This window comes from Rhodococcus sp. 06-1460-1B (assembly GCF_002258475.1).
Classification (GTDB): domain Bacteria; phylum Actinomycetota; class Actinomycetes; order Mycobacteriales; family Mycobacteriaceae; genus Rhodococcoides; species Rhodococcoides fascians.
This window is the reverse complement of the sequence record NZ_NOYS01000020.1, coordinates 37,917-56,870: the sequence shown is the minus strand read 5'-3', so window position 1 is coordinate 56,870 and position 18,954 is coordinate 37,917. Positions and strand designations below refer to the sequence as shown.

Here is an 18,954-nt window from a genome sequence, read left to right as displayed (position 1 = left end):
CGCAGGCACTACCGGAGCCGCTCCCTGCGGAGTTGCGCAACCTCGGGGAGGTCGAGGGGAGCGAGGGTGGTGCCCAGCGCCCGTTCGAGTAGGTAGTCCGCCAACTCCGGGTTTCGGGCGAGTACCGGCCCGTGCATGTAGGTGCCCAGCACCGAACCCTGCACGACGCCTTCACGTCCGTCGCCGACACCGTTACCCACCCCGTGCGTGACCTTGGCGAGTGGTGCCGCGTCTAGACCGAGTGTCGTTCCGCCGCGGTGGTTCTCGAATCCACTGAGCTTCTGGGTGAGACCGTCGAGCGTGGGTTCGGTGACGACTTCACCGATGGATCGGGTGGCCTGGGGCGCGGTGGTCACGTCGAAGAGGGAGATACCGTCGACGCGTTCGCCTGCGGAGGTCTCGTACCAGTGCCCGAGCACCTGGATCGCGGCGCAGATAGCGAGTACCGGCACACCGCGAGCAGCTGCGTTCTGCAGGCCCGGGTATCGGGTGAGGTGACGCGTCGCGAGGCGCTGAGCCGAATCCTCTGCTCCACCAAGGGTGTACACGTCCAACGAATCCGGGACCGGATCGTTGAGCGTGATGTGCACGACCTCGGCGTCGATGTCGCGCATCCGCAGTCGCTGGCGGAGAACGAGGGCATTGCCGTTGTCGCCGTAGGTGCCCATGACGTCGGGCAGAACGAGGCCGATGCGAACGGTGGACTCAGACATCCTTGGTCTCCCGTGCCAGTGCGCGACCGAGATCGCGGAACGCGGTGTAGTTGGCCAGCACTTCGACGCGTCCCGGCGGGCAGGATGCGATGGCCTGCAACGGATCTGCGATGGTGGTGTGCTGCGAACCGGCATACAGCAGGCGGACGCCCAGGTCGGTCGCACGTTCACCGGCCGCGACGACGGCGACGTCCTCGAAGTGCTCGAAACGCACGTCCCACAGCCACGACAGGTCTTCACCGTCGGGTACTTGTCCGTTGACGGCGATGACGAGACCGTCGCACGTGGGGTCGATCATCGACAGCGCTTCCTGCCATCCGGCGGGATTCTTGGCCAGAAGCATTCGGACGGAATGCGATCCGTACTGGACGGTGGAGTAGCGTCCGGCCACCTCGTCGACTCCCGATGCCGCTGCGACGGCGTCTGCAGGCGTTGCGCCGAGAGTGACGGCTGCGGCCACGGCCTGAGCTGCGTTGCCGCGGTTGGCCTTTCCGGGCAGCGCCAATGTCATCGGCAGAACGAGCCCGTCGGGGCCGTAGAGATTCTCGTCGTCGAGCCACCAATCCGGCGTTGGACGCTTGAAATCGCTTCCGGTGCTGTACCAGTGCTCGCCGTCCCAGACGATGGGTTCGCCGGTACGCGGGCAGCTGACGGAGTCGCCGGCCCAGCCGCCGCCCGCGGCGACCCACACGACGTTCGGCGCATCGAACGCCGCCGAGGTGACGAGGACGTCGTCGCAGTTCGCAATGACGACGGTGTCGGGATGACGGGCCAACCCGGCGCGCAGGGCTCGCTCGATCATGTTGATCTCGCCGACACGGTCGAGCTGGTCGCGACTGAGATTCAGCAGCACGATCGCCGCGGGATCGACCGCGTCGGATACGTGGGGGACGTGGAGTTCGTCGACCTCCAGGGCCGCCAGCTCCGCGTCGAAATGAGCGTGCAATGCCGCGACGATGCCGGCATCCATGTTCGCTCCGTCGGCCTGGGTGGCGACGTCGCCGAGAGTGGCCAGTGCTGCGGCCGTCATCCGCGTCGTAGTCGATTTGCCGTTGGTGCCGGTGACGATGACGGTGCGTCGCCCTCGGCCCAGGCCGCCCAGAATGGTCGGATCGATCTTGAGCGCGACCAGACCACCGATCATCGAGCCCTTGCCTCGGCCCGCCTTCCGGGACGCCCACGTCGCCAGCTCCGCCGCGCGTAATGCCACGCGGCCACGGGCGCCGATACGTCTGCGCTCACCCAGTTCAGCCATCCGCCGAGTCTGGCACAGAACAGGGTGGCGTTTCATATCGGCGGCTCGCTAACCCACGGTCATCCCGCAGGCTCCACTCCCGTCCCCCTGGGCCATTCCGCAGGCTCCACTCCCGCCCTCACACCGGTACTTTCTCCAGAACTGGGGCAGGCTTCCTGGCCGCCATTCCGCCCAGGCAGCCGCCGATGACGATCGCTCCGCCGAGCAGGGCCAACAGCGACGGGGTTTCGTCGAGAAACGCCCAGGCACCGGCGATGCCGACGACGGGGACCAGCAGCGAGAACGGTGCGACGAGACCGGCCGGGTTGCGGCTCATCAGGATGCTCCACAGGCCGCTGCCGACGATCGTGGCGGGAATCACGATGTACGCCAACGCGACCAGCCCGGGCCAGCCCTGCGAACCGAACGAGTCGGCGAGCGCGTGCCAGCCCGTGCTCGGGCCCTCGACGACCGCCGACAGCGCCAACATCGGCACCGGCGGTACGACGGTCATCCAGAGCATCAGTGTCATCGGGGAGTCGGATTTGGCCAGTCGGTTTCCGAGATTGCCGAAGGCCCAGCCCAGACCGGCGAGCAGGGTGAGGACGACAGGAAGCAGGGTGGCGTTCTGGGCGCGATCCCACCCGATGAGAACCATGCCGAGGACGGCCACACCGATGCCGATCGCCTGCCTGCGGCTCACGTGTTCGCGTAGCAAAAGCGCGCCGAGAACGACGGTGAACGGGGCCGACGACTGCAGGACGAGCGACGCCAATCCGGTGGGCATGCCTGCCGCCATCGCCGCGAACAGGAAGGCGAACTGCAGGAAGCCGAAGCCGAAACCGTAGAGCAGCAACCATTTCAGGGGCACCTTCGGTCGCGGAACGAACATCACGACCGGGATGGCAATGACCAGGAAACGCAGTGCCGCGAAGAAGAAGGGCGGAAAGTGGTCGAGACCGACGCGGATGGCGAGGAAGTTCAGTCCCCACAGAACGGCGACAGTCAGTCCGAGGAGGCGGTCGCGTGTGGTCATGCCATTTATCGTGACGGGTGCAAACAATCAGCACAATCGAATATATCCGCACCAACAGTTAAGATTTTCTGTATGAATGTGGAGCGGCTCCGGATCCTCGCTGAGCTTGCCGACCGCGGAACCGTTGCATCGGTCGCCGAGGCGATGTCGATGACTCCGTCGGCGGTGTCGCAACAGCTCAAGTTGCTGGCGCGCGAGGCCGGCGTGACATTGCTCGAACCGGACGGGCGTCGGCTGCGCCTCACCGACGCCGGGCGGGCACTGGTACTCAGAACCGACGAGGTTCTCGCTGCCCTCGCCCGTGCCACAGCGGAAATGGATCGTTATCGAGCGTCTCCGCGGGGACGCGTCCGAGTTGCCCTGTTCCCGTCGGGCGCGGCACTGCTGCTGCCCGGGGTCCTGACGCGGTTGGCGGACTCGGACGTCGACATCGATGCGCGCGACGAGGACCTGCCCGCATCCTCGGTGCCCGAGCTACTCGCCGATTACGACGTGGTGCTCACCCACCGAGACGACAGGGCTCCGTCGACGGCGGGTCCACGGATCGAGGTGACGACCCTGATGCGCGAGCCCATCGATCTGGTGTTGCCTCTCGATCACGCACTGGCGCAGCAAGGCTCGATCGATCTGCGAGACCTGATCGACGAGCGGTGGATCAGCGTTCGCGGCGGTTTTCCGGTCGACGACGTGTTGCTCTCCGTGGCCTCGGTGACCGGAGTGCAGCCGCGAGTTGTCCAACGCGTCAACGACTTTCGAGTGACCGAAACACTGGTCGCCGCCGGGCACGGAGTGGCGCTGATGCCGCGCTACGCCGTTGTGCATCCGGGCCTGGTACGTCGAGAGCTCGCCGGCGTTCGAGCCGGGCGAATCTACGAACTCGCGACGAGAACGGATGCGCGGCGACTACCCGCGATCGCCGCTGTGCTCGATGCGTTCGGAGCGGAAGCTACGTTCAGGACAGCGCTTTGGCCTTCAGCGTCGTGAACTCGTCCTGATCGATGGTTCCGTTGTCCAGCAACGCCTTTGCGTGTGCGATCTCTTCGGACGCAGATCGACCGGCGACGTGCTTGATGTACTCCTCCTGCTGGTCCTGTGCGTGCTGCAGGGCGGCAACCTGACGCTTGGCCATGTTGCTGCCGTTCACGATGAGGTAGACCAGCGCGGTGAGGAACGGCGCAACGATGAGGAAGAGCACCCACAGGGCCTTGACGAACCCGGATGTCTTGTGGTCCCGAAAAAGATCTCCGATGATCGAGAACATCACCATCAGATAGGCCACGAAGGCGAACCCGACGATGAGAAGCCAAAGAAAATCCCAGAAAGAATCCATGGCGAACTTCCATTCTCTAAGGTGCCCCGACGGCTGATTCAGTGTGGCATTCGCGGCACCCCGTGCACACGGGTCTTTGGTCCCTTTCGTCGACCGGAAGTCCGCGTGAGCCACACGTCGACCGCGCCCGCTTTCGTTTCGTGAGGGCTCGACAACGCAACACGCCGCCCACCCCGAAAGGTGAGCGGCGTGTCGTCGAGCAGCGAAGTTACTTCAGCGCGCGGTTCACGGCCGAGACGACGGCTCGCAGCGACGCGGTGGTGATCGAGGTCGCGATTCCACGGTCGACAAGCGGGCAAATCAGTAGTTCTCCGGGCCGGCTGCAACTGGTTGAGGTTCCATTGAATCGACCAGGTGGCATGCGGACATCGAACCGTCTCCATGCTGCTCGAGCATCGGCTCCACCTGTCGGCACAGGTCCATCGCGTACGGACATCTCGAGACGAAGGCGCACCCGGCAGGTGGATGGGCCGGATCGGGGGAGTCGCCCTCGAGGATCGTTCTGGGGCGTGCCCGTTGGATCGACGGGTCGGGAACCGGGATGGCCGACAACAATGCTTTGGTGTACGGGTGTGAAGGACGGTCGTACACCTGTGCTGCGGAGCCTATTTCGACAATCCGTCCCAGGTACATCACGGCGATTCGGTCGCTGATATGTCGAACCACACTGAGATTGTGAGAGATGAAGATACACGTGAGATCGAATTCGTCGGTCAGGTGCACCAGCAGATTGATCACCTCGGACTGCGTCGACACATCGAGCGCCGAGACCGCCTCGTCCGCGATAATCATCTTGGGGTCCAACGCCAGCGCTCGGGCTATCGCCACCCTCTGACGTTGTCCGCCGGACATCTCGGCGGGGTAGCGCGCGGCGAAATCGCTGCGTAGGCCGACCTTGGACAACAGCTCGGCGACTTTCGCCTCGCACGAGGATCGATCGGCGTGGTCGTAGATCCGCAGGGGCTCGGAAATCGAGGTTCCCACCGTCTTGCTGGGGTCGAGTGAGGCGAACGGATCCTGAAAGATCATCTGGAGATCTCGACGCTTCCTGCGCATGGCCCTACGGCCGAGAGTCAGGAGGTCGTCGCCGCCGTAGACGATCTTGCCGCTTTCGGGCGTCTCGAGCCTCAGGATGGATCTACCGAGAGTGGACTTTCCCGATCCCGACTCGCCGACGATCCCCAGAGTTTCGCCCTGTCGCACAGTAAGACTGATGTCTCGAACCGCTCGGACGGTCTCGCGTGGTCGGCCGAGCAGGTCGCGTGAGCGCACGAAGGACTTGGACAGGCCGACGACGTCCAACAGGACCGGCTTTTCGGTGGTGGTCACAGTTGACCTTTCCTCTCGGAGTCGACCATCGTCGTTCTGTCCGCCGACATGTCGGACTGCGGAGTGGGAATCTCGGGCACCAGCGTCGTCACGGTGCCGTCGACGATGCGGATGCACCGGGTACTTCGTTCGTCGTCCATCGCAACGAGCGGCGGGTGATCCGAATCGCAGAGTCCCGGAATCGAATAGGTGCATCGTGGGCTGAACCGGCAGCCGGATGGCATGTTGTCCGGCCGAGGCACCATTCCGGGTATCGCAACGAGGTCGTTTCCCGGTTCGATGCGTTGAGGCAACGACTCGAGCAGGGCTGCGGTGTACGGATGCAGGGGTCGCGTGAACAGCGCATCCGCGTGGGCGATTTCGACGGGTTCGCCGGCATACATCACCGTCACCTCGTCGCAGAAGTCGGCCACGACGCCGAGGTCGTGGGTGACGAGCAGGACGGCGGTGCCCATATCCTCCTGCAGCCTGCGCAGCAGTTGAAGAATGCTCGCTTGGACTGTGACGTCGAGGGCAGTGGTCGGTTCGTCGGCGATGAGAAGTTTCGGATCGCAGGCGATCGACATCGCGATCATCGCCCGCTGACGCATTCCCCCGCTGAAGCTGTGTGGGTAGTCCTTGGCCCGTCTGGCTGCAGCGGGTATCCCGACGAGGTCCAGCACCTCGACGGCACGGTCCCACGCTTGCTTTCTGGACTTGCCGAAGTGGGTACGTACCGTTTCCGCGATCTGCTCGCCGACGGTGAACACCGGATTCAGACTCGTCATCGGCTCTTGGAAGATCATCGCGATCTCACGGCCGCGGATCGCGCGCATCTGTCGCTCGGACTTCGTCAGAAGATCTGCACCGCAGAAGTCGATGTGCCCGTGTGTTGTTCGGCTGTTGTCCGGCAGCAGGCGAAGGATCGACAGAGCGGTCACGGTTTTGCCCGAGCCGGATTCGCCGACCAGCGCTCGCGTTCCACCGCGCCCGAGATCGAGCCTTCCGCCGAGAACAACGGGTGTCCAGCCGCTCTCGGTGCGAAACTCCACCTGGAGATCCCGGATCGAGAGCAGGCTGTCCGTTTCGAGCCGTTCGTCCCTGATATCGAGTGCGGTCATGCTTTTCTCCGTTCCTGTCCGACGGCGTCGCGAATGCCGTCGCCGAGCATGTTGAGGGACAGAATCGTCAGCATGATGGCAAGCCCGGGCGGCACCACCATCCAGGGACTCTGGAATCTGTTGTCGAATGCGCCGCGCAGCATCGAGCCCCAGCTCGCGGTCGGTGGTTGCACGCCGAGACCGAGGAAGCTCAGGCCCGCTTCGGCAAGCAGCGCCAGCGACAGCATCAGGGTCAGCTGCACCAGGAGGGGAGACCTCACATTGGGTAACACGTGGACCAGAACGGTTCGCCCGGTGGAACATCCGACCACCTTGCTGGCCTCGATGTAGGTCTCTTCTCGAACGTTCATGGCAGCACCGCGGACCACGCGAAACAGGCGGGGCGCGGTGGCCGCTCCCACCGCCAGCATCGCGTTGGTCAATCCGGGTCCGAAGATCGCGATGATCGCGAGCGCGAGAACCAGTGCGGGCAGTGCGATCAGGGCGTCGGCCACTCGTCCTGCGATCCAATCGAACTTGCCGCCGAGGTACCCGGCCAGCAAGCCGAGCGGCAATCCCGTGACGGCGGCGAATCCGACCGCGATCAGCGGCGCAACCAGAGAGATCTGTGTCGCATAGATGAGTCGGCTGAGGGTGTCTCGGCCGAGTTGATCGGTGCCGAGCAGGTGGTTGTCCGAGAACAGCGGCAGAAACGCCGAGGCCAACTTCTGGTAGGCAGGATCGTAGGGTGCGATCCACGGTGCGGCCACGGCCACTACCGCCAACAGTCCGAGGAAGACCAGGCAGGCTACGTTGGTGCGAGAGGTGAGGATTCGGCGAACGAACACCCGTCCGGGAGACGGCGGTGCGGGGTCCGAGTGCACTGCACCGATCGGTGCACCCACTGTCCTGCGAACACCCGGTGCAACACGCGGTACCGAACGACTGATGGTCATGCCTGCCTGACTTTCGGGTTGAAGTACGCGTAGGAGATGTCGACGGCGAGGTTTATCAACAGCACGAACACGGTGATGACGACGACGAACGCTTGAATGACCGGGAAATCTCGCTCCAGAATCGCCTTGAGCGCAACCGAACCCAATCCGGGCATACCGAAGACCTGTTCGATGATGACGGCACCGCCGACCAGTGCCGCGGCCTGTAGTCCGAACACGGTCACGACGGGAATTGCGGCATTCTTGGCGGTGTGCTTGACGACCACCTTCCACCGCGGGAGTCCTTTGGCCGTTGCCGTTCGGATGTAGTCCCGCTCGAGGACGTCGATCACCCCGGCACGGGCCTGGCGGGCGATCTCGGCGGCGGTCACCGTTCCCAAGGCGAAGGCGGGCAACGCCAAGTGCGCGAACCACGCGGCGAATCCCTCGCTCAACGGGGCGTATCCGGTGGCGGGGAAGAGTCGTAGTTGCAGCGAGAAGAACGTGACGAACAGCAGGCCGAGCCAGAAGCTCGGCATCGATATCCCCAGCGTAGTCAAGCCGGTGAGGGTGCGGTCTATCCAGGTGCCTCTGCGTAATCCAGCGAAGACGCCGGCGAGGACTCCGACGACGAGTGACCAGGACAGAGCAACGAAGGCCAGTGACAACGTGACCGGGAGTGCTTCGAGAATCGCATCGATGTTTCGGTGGCTGCTCAGAAGTGAGGTGCCGAGGTCGCCGGTCATCAAATTGCCGATCCAGCCGAAGTACTGGGCGACGATGTTCTCGTCGAGGCCGAGCTGACTCCGGGTTTCGGCGATCTGTTCGGCGGTGGCCGTGTCGCCCGCCGCGACGACCGCCGCGTCCCCGGGGATCAGATGGATCATCGAGAAACTCAGGATCGTGACGATGAACAGGACGGGAATGGCTGCGAGAACCCGTTTGACCATGAAGATCAACACAATTCGATCACCTCTTCTTGATGTGTGCGGCAGCTACTTGCTGATGTCGAGCGTGCGTAGTCCGGTTCCGCCGGTCTTGTAGAACACGTAGTTGCCGAGATTGCCCTGGGTCGCGACCGACGCGACGGAGTGGCAGAGAACGATCTGTGCCGGCCCCATGTCGAATGCTTCGTCGAGTAGGTCCGCGTACGCTGCCGAACGCTGTTCGACGTTGGTGGATCGGGCTGTCTCGGCGAACAATTCGGCCATTCTCGGCGACGAGAGATTGCCGGGGTTGTCGCCACCGCCGGCCATGTAGGCGGACTGGACGTAGAGCCCGGGGTCGGTGCCGCCTCCGTACTGTCCCACCAGTGCGTCGGCTTCACCGGTGACGAACCGTGCTCGGGCCTGGGTCGCATCCATCACTTCGATCCGCATGTCGATGCCGACGTCGGCGAGATTCTGCTGGACGACCTGCGCATTGTTCTGGTAGATCGACAGGCTCGGTACCGCAGCGGTGAAGGTGAACCCGTTCGGCAGTCCGGCTTCGGCGAGAAGTTCCCGGGCCCGGTCGGGATCGTAGGACGCCCATCCGGAATCGTCGAGTTCCTCGCTGTGTGCGAAGTATCCCTCCGGGTACGGCTGCGCCCCGGGAATGCAATCACCCGAATACAGCACCCTCGATATCGCGTCACGGTCGATCGCCACATTCATCGCCTGACGCACTTGCTTGCTCGCAAATTCGCTCCGTTCGGTGTTCAGCGAAATTCGAGCCATGCTGGTACTCGCACCGTTGGAGGTGAACACCTGAAGTCCGCCGGCCGCGGCCTCTTCCTTCTGCGGACCCACGACACCGGTCATGGTCGACTCGCCTGCTTGCAGAGAGTTCATCCGAGTGGCGGTATCGAGCTGGATGAGGAACGTGAGTTTGTCGAACCGGTACGCGTCTTCGTCCCAGTAGTCGGGACGGCGCTCGAAGTAGTAGGCGGTTCCCGGGATCGACCGTGTCATCCTGAATGCCCCGGCCCCGACGGGATTCTGATCCAGATCGGGGTTGGCCAGCGCGGCCGGCGACACGAGCATCCCCGGCCGGGACGCGAGCAGTGTCGGGAGCGCTCCACCCGGACCGACCAGATTCAGTCGGACGGTGCGCGAGTCGAGTACGTCCACCGAACCGATCGTCGAGGCGATCTGTCCTTTGATGGTCGATTGTGGATCGGTCAGGATCCGATCGAAGTTGGCCTTGACAGCCGGTGCGTCGACTGGATTCCCATCGGAAAATGTTGCATCCGAACGCATTACGAGCGTGAACGACCGTGCTGACTCGTCGAGCGCCCAGCTCTCGGCGAGCATCGGAATCGGGTTGCCGTCGGTGTCGACGTCAGTGATTCGATCGTAGATGACCGCGAGCAGTGGTAGGTCGTTTTCGGTGACACCGCGATGTGGGTCCAGGCTGCTGGGCACCACGATCTGCCCGTAGACGACTTCGGCCTCGCGATCCAACGCGTTCGGGTCGAACGTGCGTTGGTCGATTCCCGCGCAACCGGTACCGAGTAGGCAGACGGTGAGAATCGAGACTGCGACGGTGAACAGCGGCCTGGCCGACATTGGCCCTCCAATTCGATGCAGCGGACCACGTCCCGGTCGGGCGGCGAAGGGACGGCGTTCCCAGATCGACTGGGAGGGTGAGCCGTCGAGGCTTCATCGGTGGTCGATGCCTGTGTGATAGGCGATTTCTAGAAGGATGTTCTAAAACGTCAGGACTGTCAAGGGTTCGAGGGAATTGGTATGAACCGGACATGGGGGCCTTGACAACCGACTCGTTCGTCGGCCAGGATTTGCTAGATTTCAGTTCTAGAATCGCATTCCGGATACGTCGAACGCATCCTCTCCACCGATCGAAAGGAAGTCAGGACATGGTCGATTTCGCCCTGAACGAAGAAGAAGAATTGATGCGCAAATCGGTGCGCGCTTTCCTGGAGAAGGAAGTCTTCCCCTTGGAGAACGAGGTCCTCAGGAACGAACGCGAAGGCCGCCCAGGCCTGCCGGACGGAGAGATCACCGCACTGCGGCAGAAGGCCAAGAAGTCGGGATTCTGGGGGATCAACACCCCGGAGGAATACGGCGGTGCAAATCTGGGCCCCGTCATGAGCGCAATCATCGCTGCCGAGGCCGGCCGCACCTTCGTACCGTTCTCCTTCGGGGGTTCGGCGGACAACATTCTCTACGGTGCCAACGAGGAACAGAAGCAGAGATATCTGATTCCGACGATCGCCGGCGAGCGCCGATCCTGCTTCGCCATCACCGAACCCGGTGCCGGTTCGGACGCCCGCAGCATCAAGACGCGTGCGGTCAAGAACGGATCGGATTGGGTCATCAACGGCGAGAAGATCTTCATCACCGGCGGAAACGAAGCCGATTTCGTCATGGTCTTCGCGGTGACCGACAAGGAGAAGGGGGCCAACGGCGGCGTCACCTGCTTCATTGTCGACCGCGACATGGGGTGGACATCGACTCCCATCCCCACCATGGGCCAGTGGGGCCCTGCCGCGCTGTCGTTCGTGGACGTTCGGGTGCCCGAGAGCAATGTTCTCGGCGAGGTCGGGAAGGGTTTCGATCTGGCCATGAGTTGGATCGGTCAAGGGCGGTACATGATTCCGGCCCGCGCGATCGGCTCGGCCGAGCGCTTGCTGGACATGGCGATCGAACACTCCAAGAATCGAGTGTCCATGGGACACCCCATCGCCGAATATCAAGCCATTCAGTGGCAGATCGCGGACTCGCACGTGGAAATCGAATCGAGCAAGTTGCTGACGCTACGGGCGGCGTGGACGGTCGCGCAGGGCGTCGACGCCCGCCACGTCTCCTCGGTCGCCAAGTTGCACGGCAGCATCATGGCCAACAACGTCGTCGACCGAGTGCTGCAGATTCACGGCGGAATGGGCTACACGAAGGAACTCCCGATCGAGCGCTGGTACCGCGAGTTGCGACTACTGCGCATCTTCGAGGGGACCGACGAGATCCAGCGGCGGACCATCGCGCGAAATCTGATCAAGGGATATGTCAATTCCGACGGCTTCGGACACTGACCACAGCCATGCTGGCTCACAACTCGTAGTCACTCGAAGACAGGATTCTTCATGACCAAAGCGACAGTTCAGGGCATGAACCTACGCACACTGTTCGAACCCCGGTCCATCGCACTGATCGGAGCCACGGACAAGTCACCGTGGTCGCTCAACACCTACCAGAACATCAAGGACTCCGGATTCGGGGGAAGCGTCTACCTCGTCAATCCGACCAGTCCGATCGTGCACGGAGAGAGAACATTCGACTCGATTGCAGGCCTGCCCGAGGTGGTGGACCTGATCTTCGTGATGGTTCCCACCACCGTGGTGCTGCCGACCCTGCGTGCAGCGGTCGAATGCGGCGTTCGGTCCGCGGTCATCCTCACTGCGGGTTTCGGCGAGACCGGCCCCGCCGGGCAGCAGATGGAAGACGAGATCATCGATTTCGCACGATCGAGCGGCTTGACCGTCCTCGGGCCGAACGGAAACGGATTCATCAATGCCGCCGAGAACATCACGCCGTACGGTCTGCCGATAGGTCGACCGCTGATCCAAGGAACGGTCGGCTTCGTACTGCAGAGTGGGGCGTTGGCGAGTTCGGTTCTGCAGTTCGCCCAGTCGCGGAACGTCGGGGTGAGCTTCCTGACCGCCATGGGCAACGAATCCCTGATGTCGGTCACCGACGTCATGAACTACCTGGTCGACGATCCCAACACCTCGGTCATCGCATTGTTCCTGGAGTCCGTCCGTGACCCGGTCGAATTCCGTCGAATTGCTCTGCGCGCCTTGCATGCCGGCAAACCGATCGTCGCTCTGAAGATCGGCCGCAGTGTGCTCGGTGCCCGTGCTGCCCTCGCTCATACGGGCGCTCTGGTGGGTGACAACGCCGTCATCGACGCCGCCTTCGAGCAGATGGGTGTCATCCGGGTCCGCTCGCTCGAGGATCTGATCACCACCGCCGGTCTCATGGCCGGCCTCGGTGGTGGCCTGCCGGGGCCGCGAATGGGGGTGGTCACGCCGTCGGGTGGAGCCTCGGAGATCATCGCCGATCGTGCGGAGGACGAGGGACTGGTGCTGCCAGGGTTCTCGGAGGAGACCACTGCAGCACTCGGTGAGATCGTGCCTGCGTTCGCGACTGTGCAGAACCCACTCGACGTGACCGGTTACGTCGTCATCGACCGCACGTTGATGCGGCGCTCGCTCGCAGTGGTGGCTCGAGATCCCAATGTGGACTTTGCAGTACTGCTTTCGGAATTGCCGCGGGTACAGGCCGCCGACCCGTCGCTGACGCTGACCGCCTACGGCGAGTCCGCCCGCAACATTCGTGAGACCGCCGTACCCACCGTGGTTCTGAGTACCGTGCTGACCGACGTCACCGACTACGGCAGATCGGTCGCCGACGCCACCGAGTTCCCGCACGTGGTCGGTGGAATCGAACACGGTTTGACCGCTCTGGGCAATGCAGTTCGGTGGTCTGCGCTTCGAGCAGCCGCATCCTCGAAGCCGGCCGAGCTCGATCCCTTCGTCGGTCCGGTGGACTTCGAAACCGAGCCGACCGGCATATGGACCGAGTACCGGTCTTCGGAATTGCTCTCCCGCAACGGAATACCGATGGTTCCCTCGAGTCCGGTCGGATCGGTGGAACAAGCGCAGGAGTGTGCAGCCGCTTACGGGTATCCGGTGGTCCTCAAGGCGGTCGCCGACGGGCTCGGCCACAAGAGCGACATCGGTGGTGTTCGCCTCGATTTACGATCGGCGGAAGATGTGGCCGAGGCCTACAACTCGGTGCTCGCCACACTCGCCGATGCAGGCGCCACCGGGGCTGCGGCGCTGATACAACCGCAGCGGCCGTCGAACGGCCTGGAGATGCTCGTCGGCGTGGTCCGCGATCCGGTGTGGGGCCTGACGTTGGCAGTAGGTCTGGGCGGTGTGTGGGTCGAGGTGTTGGCGGACGCGGCGATCCGGGTGTTGCCGGTCGGCGTGGACGACGTACGCGATGCGATCGAAAGCCTGCGCGGAATAGCCCTGTTGCGCGGAACCCGAGGGTCCGAACCGGTGGACATCGACGCGCTCGCGACGTGCGTGGCCCAGATCGGCGACTTCGCCTATCGACTGGGAGATCGGCTGCAGGCCTTGGAGATCAACCCGCTGATGGTTCGCGGAAGCGAATTCGAGGCACTCGATGCTCTGATCACGTGGTCGGAGACGGGTAACGAGACGGAGGCAGTGTCATGACGGGAATCTGTGACGGCCGCGTGGTCGTGGTGACCGGAGCCGGCCGCGGGATAGGCCGAGCTCACGCGATCGAGTTCGCCAAGGAGGGTGCGTCGGTGGTGGTGAACGACATCGGTGCAGAGGTGGATGGATCGGGAAGCGCCGAGGGGCCGGCCGGCGAGGTCGTGGAGACGATTCGTGCTGCCGGCGGGCGGGCTCGGGTGGACGGGTCCGATGTCTCCGACGACGACGGCGCACGACGTCTGATCGAGAGCACCATCGAGCACTACGGGGACCTGCACGTACTGGTGAACAACGCCGGGATCCTGCGCGACCGCATGATCACGAACATGACCGTCGCAGAATGGGACGACGTCATCAGAGTGCACCTACGGGGCACCTTCCTGACGCTGCATCACGCCTCGAATCATTGGAAGACGCAACACAAGTCCGGATCCGCGGTGGACGCACGGGTGATCAACACGACGTCGTCGTCGGGGATCTACGGCAATATCGGGCAAGGTAACTACGGTGCAGCCAAGGCGGGTATCGCAAGCCTGTCCATCATCGCATCGATGGAGTTGGCGAGGTACGGCGTGACGGTCAACGCCGTCGCTCCGGCCGCGCTGACCCGAATGACCGAGAATTTGAACGGCAACCTTTCGCGCTCTGCTCCTGAGCCGGGGGAGTTCGATGCGGCTGCACCGGAGAACATCTCACCACTCGTGGTGTGGCTGGGAAGTGAGCAGTCGCGAAGCATCACCGGGCGAGTGTTCAACGTGCGGGGAGGATGGATCAGTGTTGCCGAAGGCTGGAAGTCCGGTCCCGAGATGGACAAAGGTGCCAAATGGGCAGCGGGTGAGCTCGGTGAGGTGATTCCCCGACTGGTGTCGGAGGCGGCGGACAACGCCGCCATGAACGGGCGCGTCCCCGAGCAGGTGCCCTGATGGCACTCGATCGGGGCGTCATCGGAATACCGAGCCCGCCGACGCGCAAGGCCTGGACGTCGAAAGACGCGCTCCTGTATGCGGTCGGGGTGGGAGCCGGTCAGGACTCGGCGCTGGACGAATCGGCATTCACGACCGAGAACTCCTCCGGCATCGAGCAATCGGTGCTCCCGACCTTCGCGGTGTTGGCCACTCAGGCCCCGTCGGGCCGCACACTCGGTGATTTCGACCCGGCCAAGCTGGTCCACGCCGAACAGGCCTTCGAGCTCTTCGGAACCCTTCCGGTGGAGGGCTGTGTCGACGTCACGTCCACCGTGACTGCGATCGAGGACAAGGGATCGGGGGCGCTGGTGGTCAGTGGTGCCGAGGCTCGCGACGCGGAAACCGGTGCGGTCCTGGCGACATCTCGTTCCTCGGTGTTCATCACCGGGGAGGGTGGCAGTGGCCGTCGGGGATCGTCGACTTCTGCGGCTCCGATGCCCGAGAGAACGCCCGACTCGCAGGTCACGTACTCCACCCGCCCGGAACAGGCTCTGCTCTATCGGCTTTCGGGCGACAGGAACCCGTTGCACTCCGATCCGAAGTTCGCCGCGCGGGCGGGTTTCGCGCGGCCGATCCTGCACGGACTCTGTACATACGGTGTTACCGGTCGGGCATTGCTGCACGAACTGTGCGGCTCGGATCCCACGCGACTTCGGTCGATGGCTGGGCGCTTCACCCACCCCGTGTACCCAGGTCAGAACGTGACAGTCTCCCTGTGGGACACCGCGGACGGGATTCGTTTCCGAACCGCTCTCGACGACGGCACGACGGTGATCGACCGGGGAACGGTGGAAATCCGATGATCGACACAACGGCACACGCCGACAGGGCAGTGTCGACCCGATCCGAATGCTCCTCGTCGGGTGCAGCATTCTTCGAGTCCGTCGACGGCGTGTTCGTCCCGCGCGCTCATGCTCGCAGTCCATGGTCCGAGGATCTCGTTCACGGTCGGCTGGTCTCGGGCTTGATGGCCCACGAGGTCGAACGACGGCACCTGGGGGCCGATCTGCATCCGGCGCGGATGACGACCGATCTGTTCCGGCCGATCCCCATGTCTCCGTTGACGGTCGACACGGTCGTCCGCCGTGAGGGCAAGCGGTTGATCGTGGTCGAGGTGACCGTGAGCTCCGGCGATGTCCCGGTCGCGTTGGCGACGGTGCAGATTCTGCGGTCCGGTCCGCCCGGTCCCGACGTCGTATGGGTACCCGAGTACTACACCGCCCCCTCCCCTGAGGTGGTCGGTCCGCCGACTCGGGTGGCTCCACGACATTTCGGGGAGGTACGTCGCGTCGACGAGTCGGTCGACGGCCGTCGCTTCTCCTGGTTCCGCGAGACGTGCGAGCTGCTGGAGGGCCGGCGGGACACCCCGTTCGGGACGTTGGCCGCTGCGGCGGACTGGGTCAGTCCCTTCACCAACATGGGCGCGGATCGATTGGCGTACATCAACGCAGACGTGACCCTCTACTGCAGCCGTCTTCCGGTGGGACCGTGGATCGGTTTCGAGAACCTAGACCACGTACAGAGCGGCGGAGTGGCGGTGTCAGTATGCGCCTTGCACGACACTGTCGGTCGCATCGGAACGGCCGCGTCCGCGGCGTTGCCCTATTGAGCACATCGATTGCACAACAGAAGAATTCGACGACAGAATCGAGCGACCGATAATGACCGGAACGATCGAAGAACTCCGTGGCAAGGCCGAGGCGGTCAGGAAGCCACGTCCGAAAATGGCACCGTCGCCGACCCCCGAGACACGAACGTACTGGGATGCGGCAGCGGAGGGGCGTTTGTCCGTCCAGCGCTGCCGAGCGTGCTCCCATGTGTACTTCTATCCGAGAGACTTCTGTCCGGCGTGCAGTTCGGACCTGGTGGAGTGGATCGAGTGCTCGGGATGTGCGACCTTGTACTCCTACGTGATCGAACATCGGCCCGGTCCCGGCTTCGAGAACGACGGTCCGTATGTCGTTGCCGTAGTACAGCTCGAGGAGGGGCCGCGCATGATGACCAATATCGTCGGCGTGGAACCGCTCCCGGAGAATCTGCCGCTGGACATGGAGCTGAGTGTGCAGTTCGAGCCACGCGGTGAGATGTGGGTCCCCGTGTTCGCACCGACCGGAGCGTCGGCATGAGCGGCGGGGTGGTCATCGTCGGGGCAGCAGAAACCGACGAGATCGGAACGCTCCCGAATCATTCGACGATGAGGCTGCACACCGAAGCTGCACGTAATGCGTTACGGGACTGCGGAATCGACAAGAGTGAGGTCGACGGTATCGCCGGCGTGTCGATGCCGGGGCCGATCTCGGTGGCACACAGCCTGGGGATCGAACCACGCTGGATGGACACCACCAGCGTCGGAGGAACGTCGTTCCTCACTCATGTTCGACATGCGACGGCGGCGATCGAAGCAGGGCACTGCTCCGTCGTGCTGATCACTCACGGTGAATCCGGTCGATCTCAGGTCGGTGCGCCTCGCTACACGCCCGATCCGGCCTCGGTCGTCGGCCAGTTCGAGGCTCCCTACGGCGTGACCGGGCCGCCGAGCAGATTCACCCTCCCGTTCTTGAGGTTCATGAAGGAGACCGGAACCGAGGCGCGCCATCTCGCCGATGTGGCCGTGGCGCAACGGAAGTGGGCCTCGTTGAATCCACGGGCCAAGTTTCGCGAACCGATCACGGTCGACGACGTGCAGAACTCGCCGGTCATAGCCTGGCCGTTCCATCTTCTCGAATGCTGCCTGGTCACCGATGGTGGTGGGGCTCTGGTGCTGACCACACGAGAACGGGCGAAGGATCTCGACGTTCCGGCGGTTCGTGTGCTGGGGACAGGTGAGGGCTACGAGTCGTCGGGTATCTCGATGATGGAGGACTTCACCACCTTCAAAGGATTCAAGAATTCGGGTGCCGACGCGTTTCGGGCGGCACAGATGACACCTGCCGATATCGACCATCTGATGATCTACGACGCGTTCGCGCATCTGCCGTTGTACGGACTCGAGGACCTGGGCTTCGTAGGCAGGGGGGAGGCGGGCGAGTTCGTCCGTTCGGGTCACACATCTCCCGGTGGTTCGCTGCCGATGAACACCAACGGCGGTGGCTTGTCGTACACCCACACAGGGATGTACGGCATGTTCGCCATCATGGAATCGGTCCGTCAACTACGAGGAACGGCTCCGGCGCAGGTGGACGGCGTGCAGACCAGCTTGGTGCAGGGCAACGGTGGAATGTTCGCGGCAGGCTCGACTCTGATCCTCGCTGCAGCCTGAGGTCGGTGGGTGGATTCGGCTTGACCAGCTGCCAATTCTAGAATTACGCTTTACCCTTCGGGTGGGGCGAAAGCGAAGAGGATTGGTGGGGATCATGACCGAACGGGCCGGTTCGACGACGTGGCAGTGGAGCAAGACCGGCGAGACCCAGCGCAAGCTCCTCGACGCGGCTCAAGAGGTGTTCGCGGAGTCGGGTTTCGTCAACGCGAGCATCTCCGACATTGTCGAGCGAGCCGGATCGAGCACGGGCAGTCTGTACCACCATTTCGGCGGCAAATCCGAGCTGTTCACCGCGTTGTGGGATCGTCACAACACGGCACACCTCGAACAGGTCAGGGCGTCGGTCATCGCCGAGCGCCGGGGCGGCACCACGGATCCGCTCGACCTGTTCTGTGTCGGGGCACGTGCATTCCTCAACGGAAGTTGGCAGCGCCGCGAAGTCGCTCTCGTTTTTGTGGACAACGACGGGCCGCCCGGTTTCGAGAAGCTGCGCAGGGAGAATCGCATCGAGTGGATCAGGCAGAACTCGGCGCTGCTCGGCCCGGGTGACGACAGTGCGCAGCGAATCACCGTCGGGGTGCTGACCGACATCATCGTCGAATCGTCGCGCGAGGTCATTCTGAACTGCCGGACGAAGAAGCAGGCAGGTGTGGTCGCCGACATCATGTGCGACCTGATTCGGAAGATCGCTTCCGACTAGCCCTCGACCTCTCGGCCCGGTGTGCAATTTTGTTGCGCACCGGGCGTTTTGGTTTTCCCGGCTCGAACGTCGTGCCGTTTCGTACCTACCTCGGGTCAATTAGAGAGTACAATTCTAGAAGTTGCTT

18 protein-coding genes are annotated in these 18,954 nt (G+C 63.6%); 9 read left to right on the top strand and 9 right to left on the bottom strand.

What is annotated here, in order from left to right; all coding sequences use genetic code 11:
- Nucleotides 1-8 precede the first annotated feature (8 nt).
- The 3 genes from CH268_RS10835 to CH268_RS10825 form a co-directional block, all read right to left on the bottom strand.
- Nucleotides 9-713 carry a type 1 glutamine amidotransferase gene (locus CH268_RS10835; protein ID WP_094663951.1) on the bottom strand — a complete coding sequence of 235 codons (705 nt, stop codon included), beginning with the start codon at nucleotides 711-713 and terminating at the stop codon, nucleotides 9-11.
- Complete coding sequence (locus tag CH268_RS10830) at nucleotides 706-1,968, bottom strand: Mur ligase family protein (protein ID WP_094663949.1); 1,263 nt, start codon at nucleotides 1,966-1,968, stop codon at nucleotides 706-708. The genes CH268_RS10835 and CH268_RS10830 overlap by 8 nt, the downstream gene beginning before the upstream one ends.
- 118 nt (nucleotides 1,969-2,086) lie before the next feature.
- The gene (locus tag CH268_RS10825) at nucleotides 2,087-2,983 is read right to left on the bottom strand and encodes an EamA family transporter (RefSeq protein ID WP_032364573.1); all 897 of its coding nucleotides are present in this window, start codon (nucleotides 2,981-2,983) and stop codon (nucleotides 2,087-2,089) included.
- Nucleotides 2,984-3,055: 72 nt separating this feature from the next.
- Here CH268_RS10825 and CH268_RS10820 point away from each other — a divergent pair, with 72 nt between their 5' ends.
- Entirely contained in the window at nucleotides 3,056-3,967 is a 912-nt protein-coding gene (locus CH268_RS10820) for a LysR family transcriptional regulator (RefSeq protein WP_094663947.1), read from the top strand.
- On the opposite strand, the gene CH268_RS10815 is transcribed toward CH268_RS10820, so the two are convergent.
- From CH268_RS10815 to CH268_RS10790, 6 genes are all read right to left on the bottom strand, one after another.
- Complete coding sequence (locus CH268_RS10815; RefSeq protein ID WP_027494525.1) at nucleotides 3,936-4,313, bottom strand: SHOCT domain-containing protein; 378 nt, start codon at nucleotides 4,311-4,313, stop codon at nucleotides 3,936-3,938. The genes CH268_RS10820 and CH268_RS10815 overlap by 32 nt on opposite strands.
- Before the next feature lie 300 nt (nucleotides 4,314-4,613).
- The gene (locus tag CH268_RS10810) at nucleotides 4,614-5,642 is read right to left on the bottom strand and encodes an ABC transporter ATP-binding protein (RefSeq protein ID WP_094663945.1); all 1,029 of its coding nucleotides are present in this window, start codon (nucleotides 5,640-5,642) and stop codon (nucleotides 4,614-4,616) included.
- Nucleotides 5,639-6,742, bottom strand: coding sequence for an ABC transporter ATP-binding protein (locus tag CH268_RS10805; RefSeq protein ID WP_094663943.1), 1,104 nt, complete (start codon nucleotides 6,740-6,742; stop codon nucleotides 5,639-5,641). The genes CH268_RS10810 and CH268_RS10805 overlap by 4 nt, the downstream gene beginning before the upstream one ends.
- Nucleotides 6,739-7,677 carry an ABC transporter permease gene (locus CH268_RS10800; protein ID WP_094663941.1) on the bottom strand — a complete coding sequence of 313 codons (939 nt, stop codon included), beginning with the start codon at nucleotides 7,675-7,677 and terminating at the stop codon, nucleotides 6,739-6,741. The genes CH268_RS10805 and CH268_RS10800 overlap by 4 nt, the downstream gene beginning before the upstream one ends.
- Entirely contained in the window at nucleotides 7,674-8,618 is a 945-nt protein-coding gene (locus CH268_RS10795) for an ABC transporter permease (RefSeq protein WP_255182352.1), read from the bottom strand. The genes CH268_RS10800 and CH268_RS10795 overlap by 4 nt, the downstream gene beginning before the upstream one ends.
- A 33-nt stretch (nucleotides 8,619-8,651) precedes the next feature.
- Nucleotides 8,652-10,205, bottom strand: a complete 1,554-nt coding sequence (locus tag CH268_RS10790; protein WP_094663939.1) for an ABC transporter substrate-binding protein — start codon at nucleotides 10,203-10,205, stop codon at nucleotides 8,652-8,654.
- Between the two features lie 308 nt (nucleotides 10,206-10,513).
- On the opposite strand from CH268_RS10790, the gene CH268_RS10785 reads away from it, so the two are divergent.
- From CH268_RS10785 to CH268_RS10750, 8 genes are all read left to right on the top strand, one after another.
- Nucleotides 10,514-11,686 (top strand): acyl-CoA dehydrogenase family protein, encoded by a 1,173-nt coding sequence (locus CH268_RS10785; protein WP_094663937.1) that lies wholly within the window; start codon nucleotides 10,514-10,516, stop codon nucleotides 11,684-11,686.
- A gap of 51 nt (nucleotides 11,687-11,737) precedes the next feature.
- Nucleotides 11,738-13,900: an acetate--CoA ligase family protein gene (locus tag CH268_RS10780; RefSeq protein ID WP_094663935.1), complete on the top strand. Its 2,163-nt coding sequence runs from the start codon at nucleotides 11,738-11,740 to the stop codon at nucleotides 13,898-13,900.
- Nucleotides 13,897-14,826: an SDR family oxidoreductase gene (locus tag CH268_RS10775; protein ID WP_094663933.1), complete on the top strand. Its 930-nt coding sequence runs from the start codon at nucleotides 13,897-13,899 to the stop codon at nucleotides 14,824-14,826. Before CH268_RS10780 ends, CH268_RS10775 begins: the two co-directional genes overlap by 4 nt.
- Nucleotides 14,826-15,671: a MaoC/PaaZ C-terminal domain-containing protein gene (locus CH268_RS10770; RefSeq protein ID WP_094663931.1), complete on the top strand. Its 846-nt coding sequence runs from the start codon at nucleotides 14,826-14,828 to the stop codon at nucleotides 15,669-15,671. Before CH268_RS10775 ends, CH268_RS10770 begins: the two co-directional genes overlap by 1 nt.
- Nucleotides 15,668-16,477, top strand: a complete 810-nt coding sequence (locus tag CH268_RS10765; RefSeq protein ID WP_094663929.1) for an acyl-CoA thioesterase domain-containing protein — start codon at nucleotides 15,668-15,670, stop codon at nucleotides 16,475-16,477. Before CH268_RS10770 ends, CH268_RS10765 begins: the two co-directional genes overlap by 4 nt.
- Nucleotides 16,478-16,529: 52 nt before the next feature.
- Complete coding sequence (locus CH268_RS10760) at nucleotides 16,530-16,994, top strand: Zn-ribbon domain-containing OB-fold protein (RefSeq protein WP_217900907.1); 465 nt, start codon at nucleotides 16,530-16,532, stop codon at nucleotides 16,992-16,994.
- Complete coding sequence (locus tag CH268_RS10755; protein WP_094664065.1) at nucleotides 16,991-18,127, top strand: thiolase C-terminal domain-containing protein; 1,137 nt, start codon at nucleotides 16,991-16,993, stop codon at nucleotides 18,125-18,127. Before CH268_RS10760 ends, CH268_RS10755 begins: the two co-directional genes overlap by 4 nt.
- A gap of 94 nt (nucleotides 18,128-18,221) precedes the next feature.
- The gene (locus CH268_RS10750; protein ID WP_080731877.1) at nucleotides 18,222-18,827 is read left to right on the top strand and encodes a TetR/AcrR family transcriptional regulator; all 606 of its coding nucleotides are present in this window, start codon (nucleotides 18,222-18,224) and stop codon (nucleotides 18,825-18,827) included.
- Nucleotides 18,828-18,954: the final 127 nt, after the last annotated feature.

Bases quoted from the DNA above. Each gene is read 5' to 3' on its own strand.
- CH268_RS10750 (WP_080731877.1), top strand. From the start codon at position 18,222: ATGACCGAACGGGCCGGTTCGACGACGTGGCAGTGGAGCAAGACCGGC.
- CH268_RS10835 (WP_094663951.1), bottom strand. From the start codon at position 713: ATGTCTGAGTCCACCGTTCGCATCGGCCTCGTTCTGCCCGACGTCATG.
- CH268_RS10785 (WP_094663937.1), top strand. From the start codon at position 10,514: ATGGTCGATTTCGCCCTGAACGAAGAAGAAGAATTGATGCGCAAATCG.
- CH268_RS10805 (WP_094663943.1), bottom strand. From the start codon at position 6,742: ATGACCGCACTCGATATCAGGGACGAACGGCTCGAAACGGACAGCCTG.
- CH268_RS10765 (WP_094663929.1), top strand. From the start codon at position 15,668: ATGATCGACACAACGGCACACGCCGACAGGGCAGTGTCGACCCGATCC.
- CH268_RS10790 (WP_094663939.1), bottom strand. From the start codon at position 10,205: ATGTCGGCCAGGCCGCTGTTCACCGTCGCAGTCTCGATTCTCACCGTC.
- CH268_RS10820 (WP_094663947.1), top strand. From the start codon at position 3,056: ATGAATGTGGAGCGGCTCCGGATCCTCGCTGAGCTTGCCGACCGCGGA.
- CH268_RS10815 (WP_027494525.1), bottom strand. From the start codon at position 4,313: ATGGATTCTTTCTGGGATTTTCTTTGGCTTCTCATCGTCGGGTTCGCC.
- CH268_RS10830 (WP_094663949.1), bottom strand. From the start codon at position 1,968: ATGGCTGAACTGGGTGAGCGCAGACGTATCGGCGCCCGTGGCCGCGTG.
- CH268_RS10825 (WP_032364573.1), bottom strand. From the start codon at position 2,983: ATGACCACACGCGACCGCCTCCTCGGACTGACTGTCGCCGTTCTGTGG.
- CH268_RS10755 (WP_094664065.1), top strand. From the start codon at position 16,991: ATGAGCGGCGGGGTGGTCATCGTCGGGGCAGCAGAAACCGACGAGATC.
- CH268_RS10770 (WP_094663931.1), top strand. From the start codon at position 14,826: ATGGCACTCGATCGGGGCGTCATCGGAATACCGAGCCCGCCGACGCGC.
- CH268_RS10760 (WP_217900907.1), top strand. From the start codon at position 16,530: ATGACCGGAACGATCGAAGAACTCCGTGGCAAGGCCGAGGCGGTCAGG.
- CH268_RS10800 (WP_094663941.1), bottom strand. From the start codon at position 7,677: ATGACCATCAGTCGTTCGGTACCGCGTGTTGCACCGGGTGTTCGCAGG.
- CH268_RS10775 (WP_094663933.1), top strand. From the start codon at position 13,897: ATGACGGGAATCTGTGACGGCCGCGTGGTCGTGGTGACCGGAGCCGGC.
- CH268_RS10780 (WP_094663935.1), top strand. From the start codon at position 11,738: ATGACCAAAGCGACAGTTCAGGGCATGAACCTACGCACACTGTTCGAA.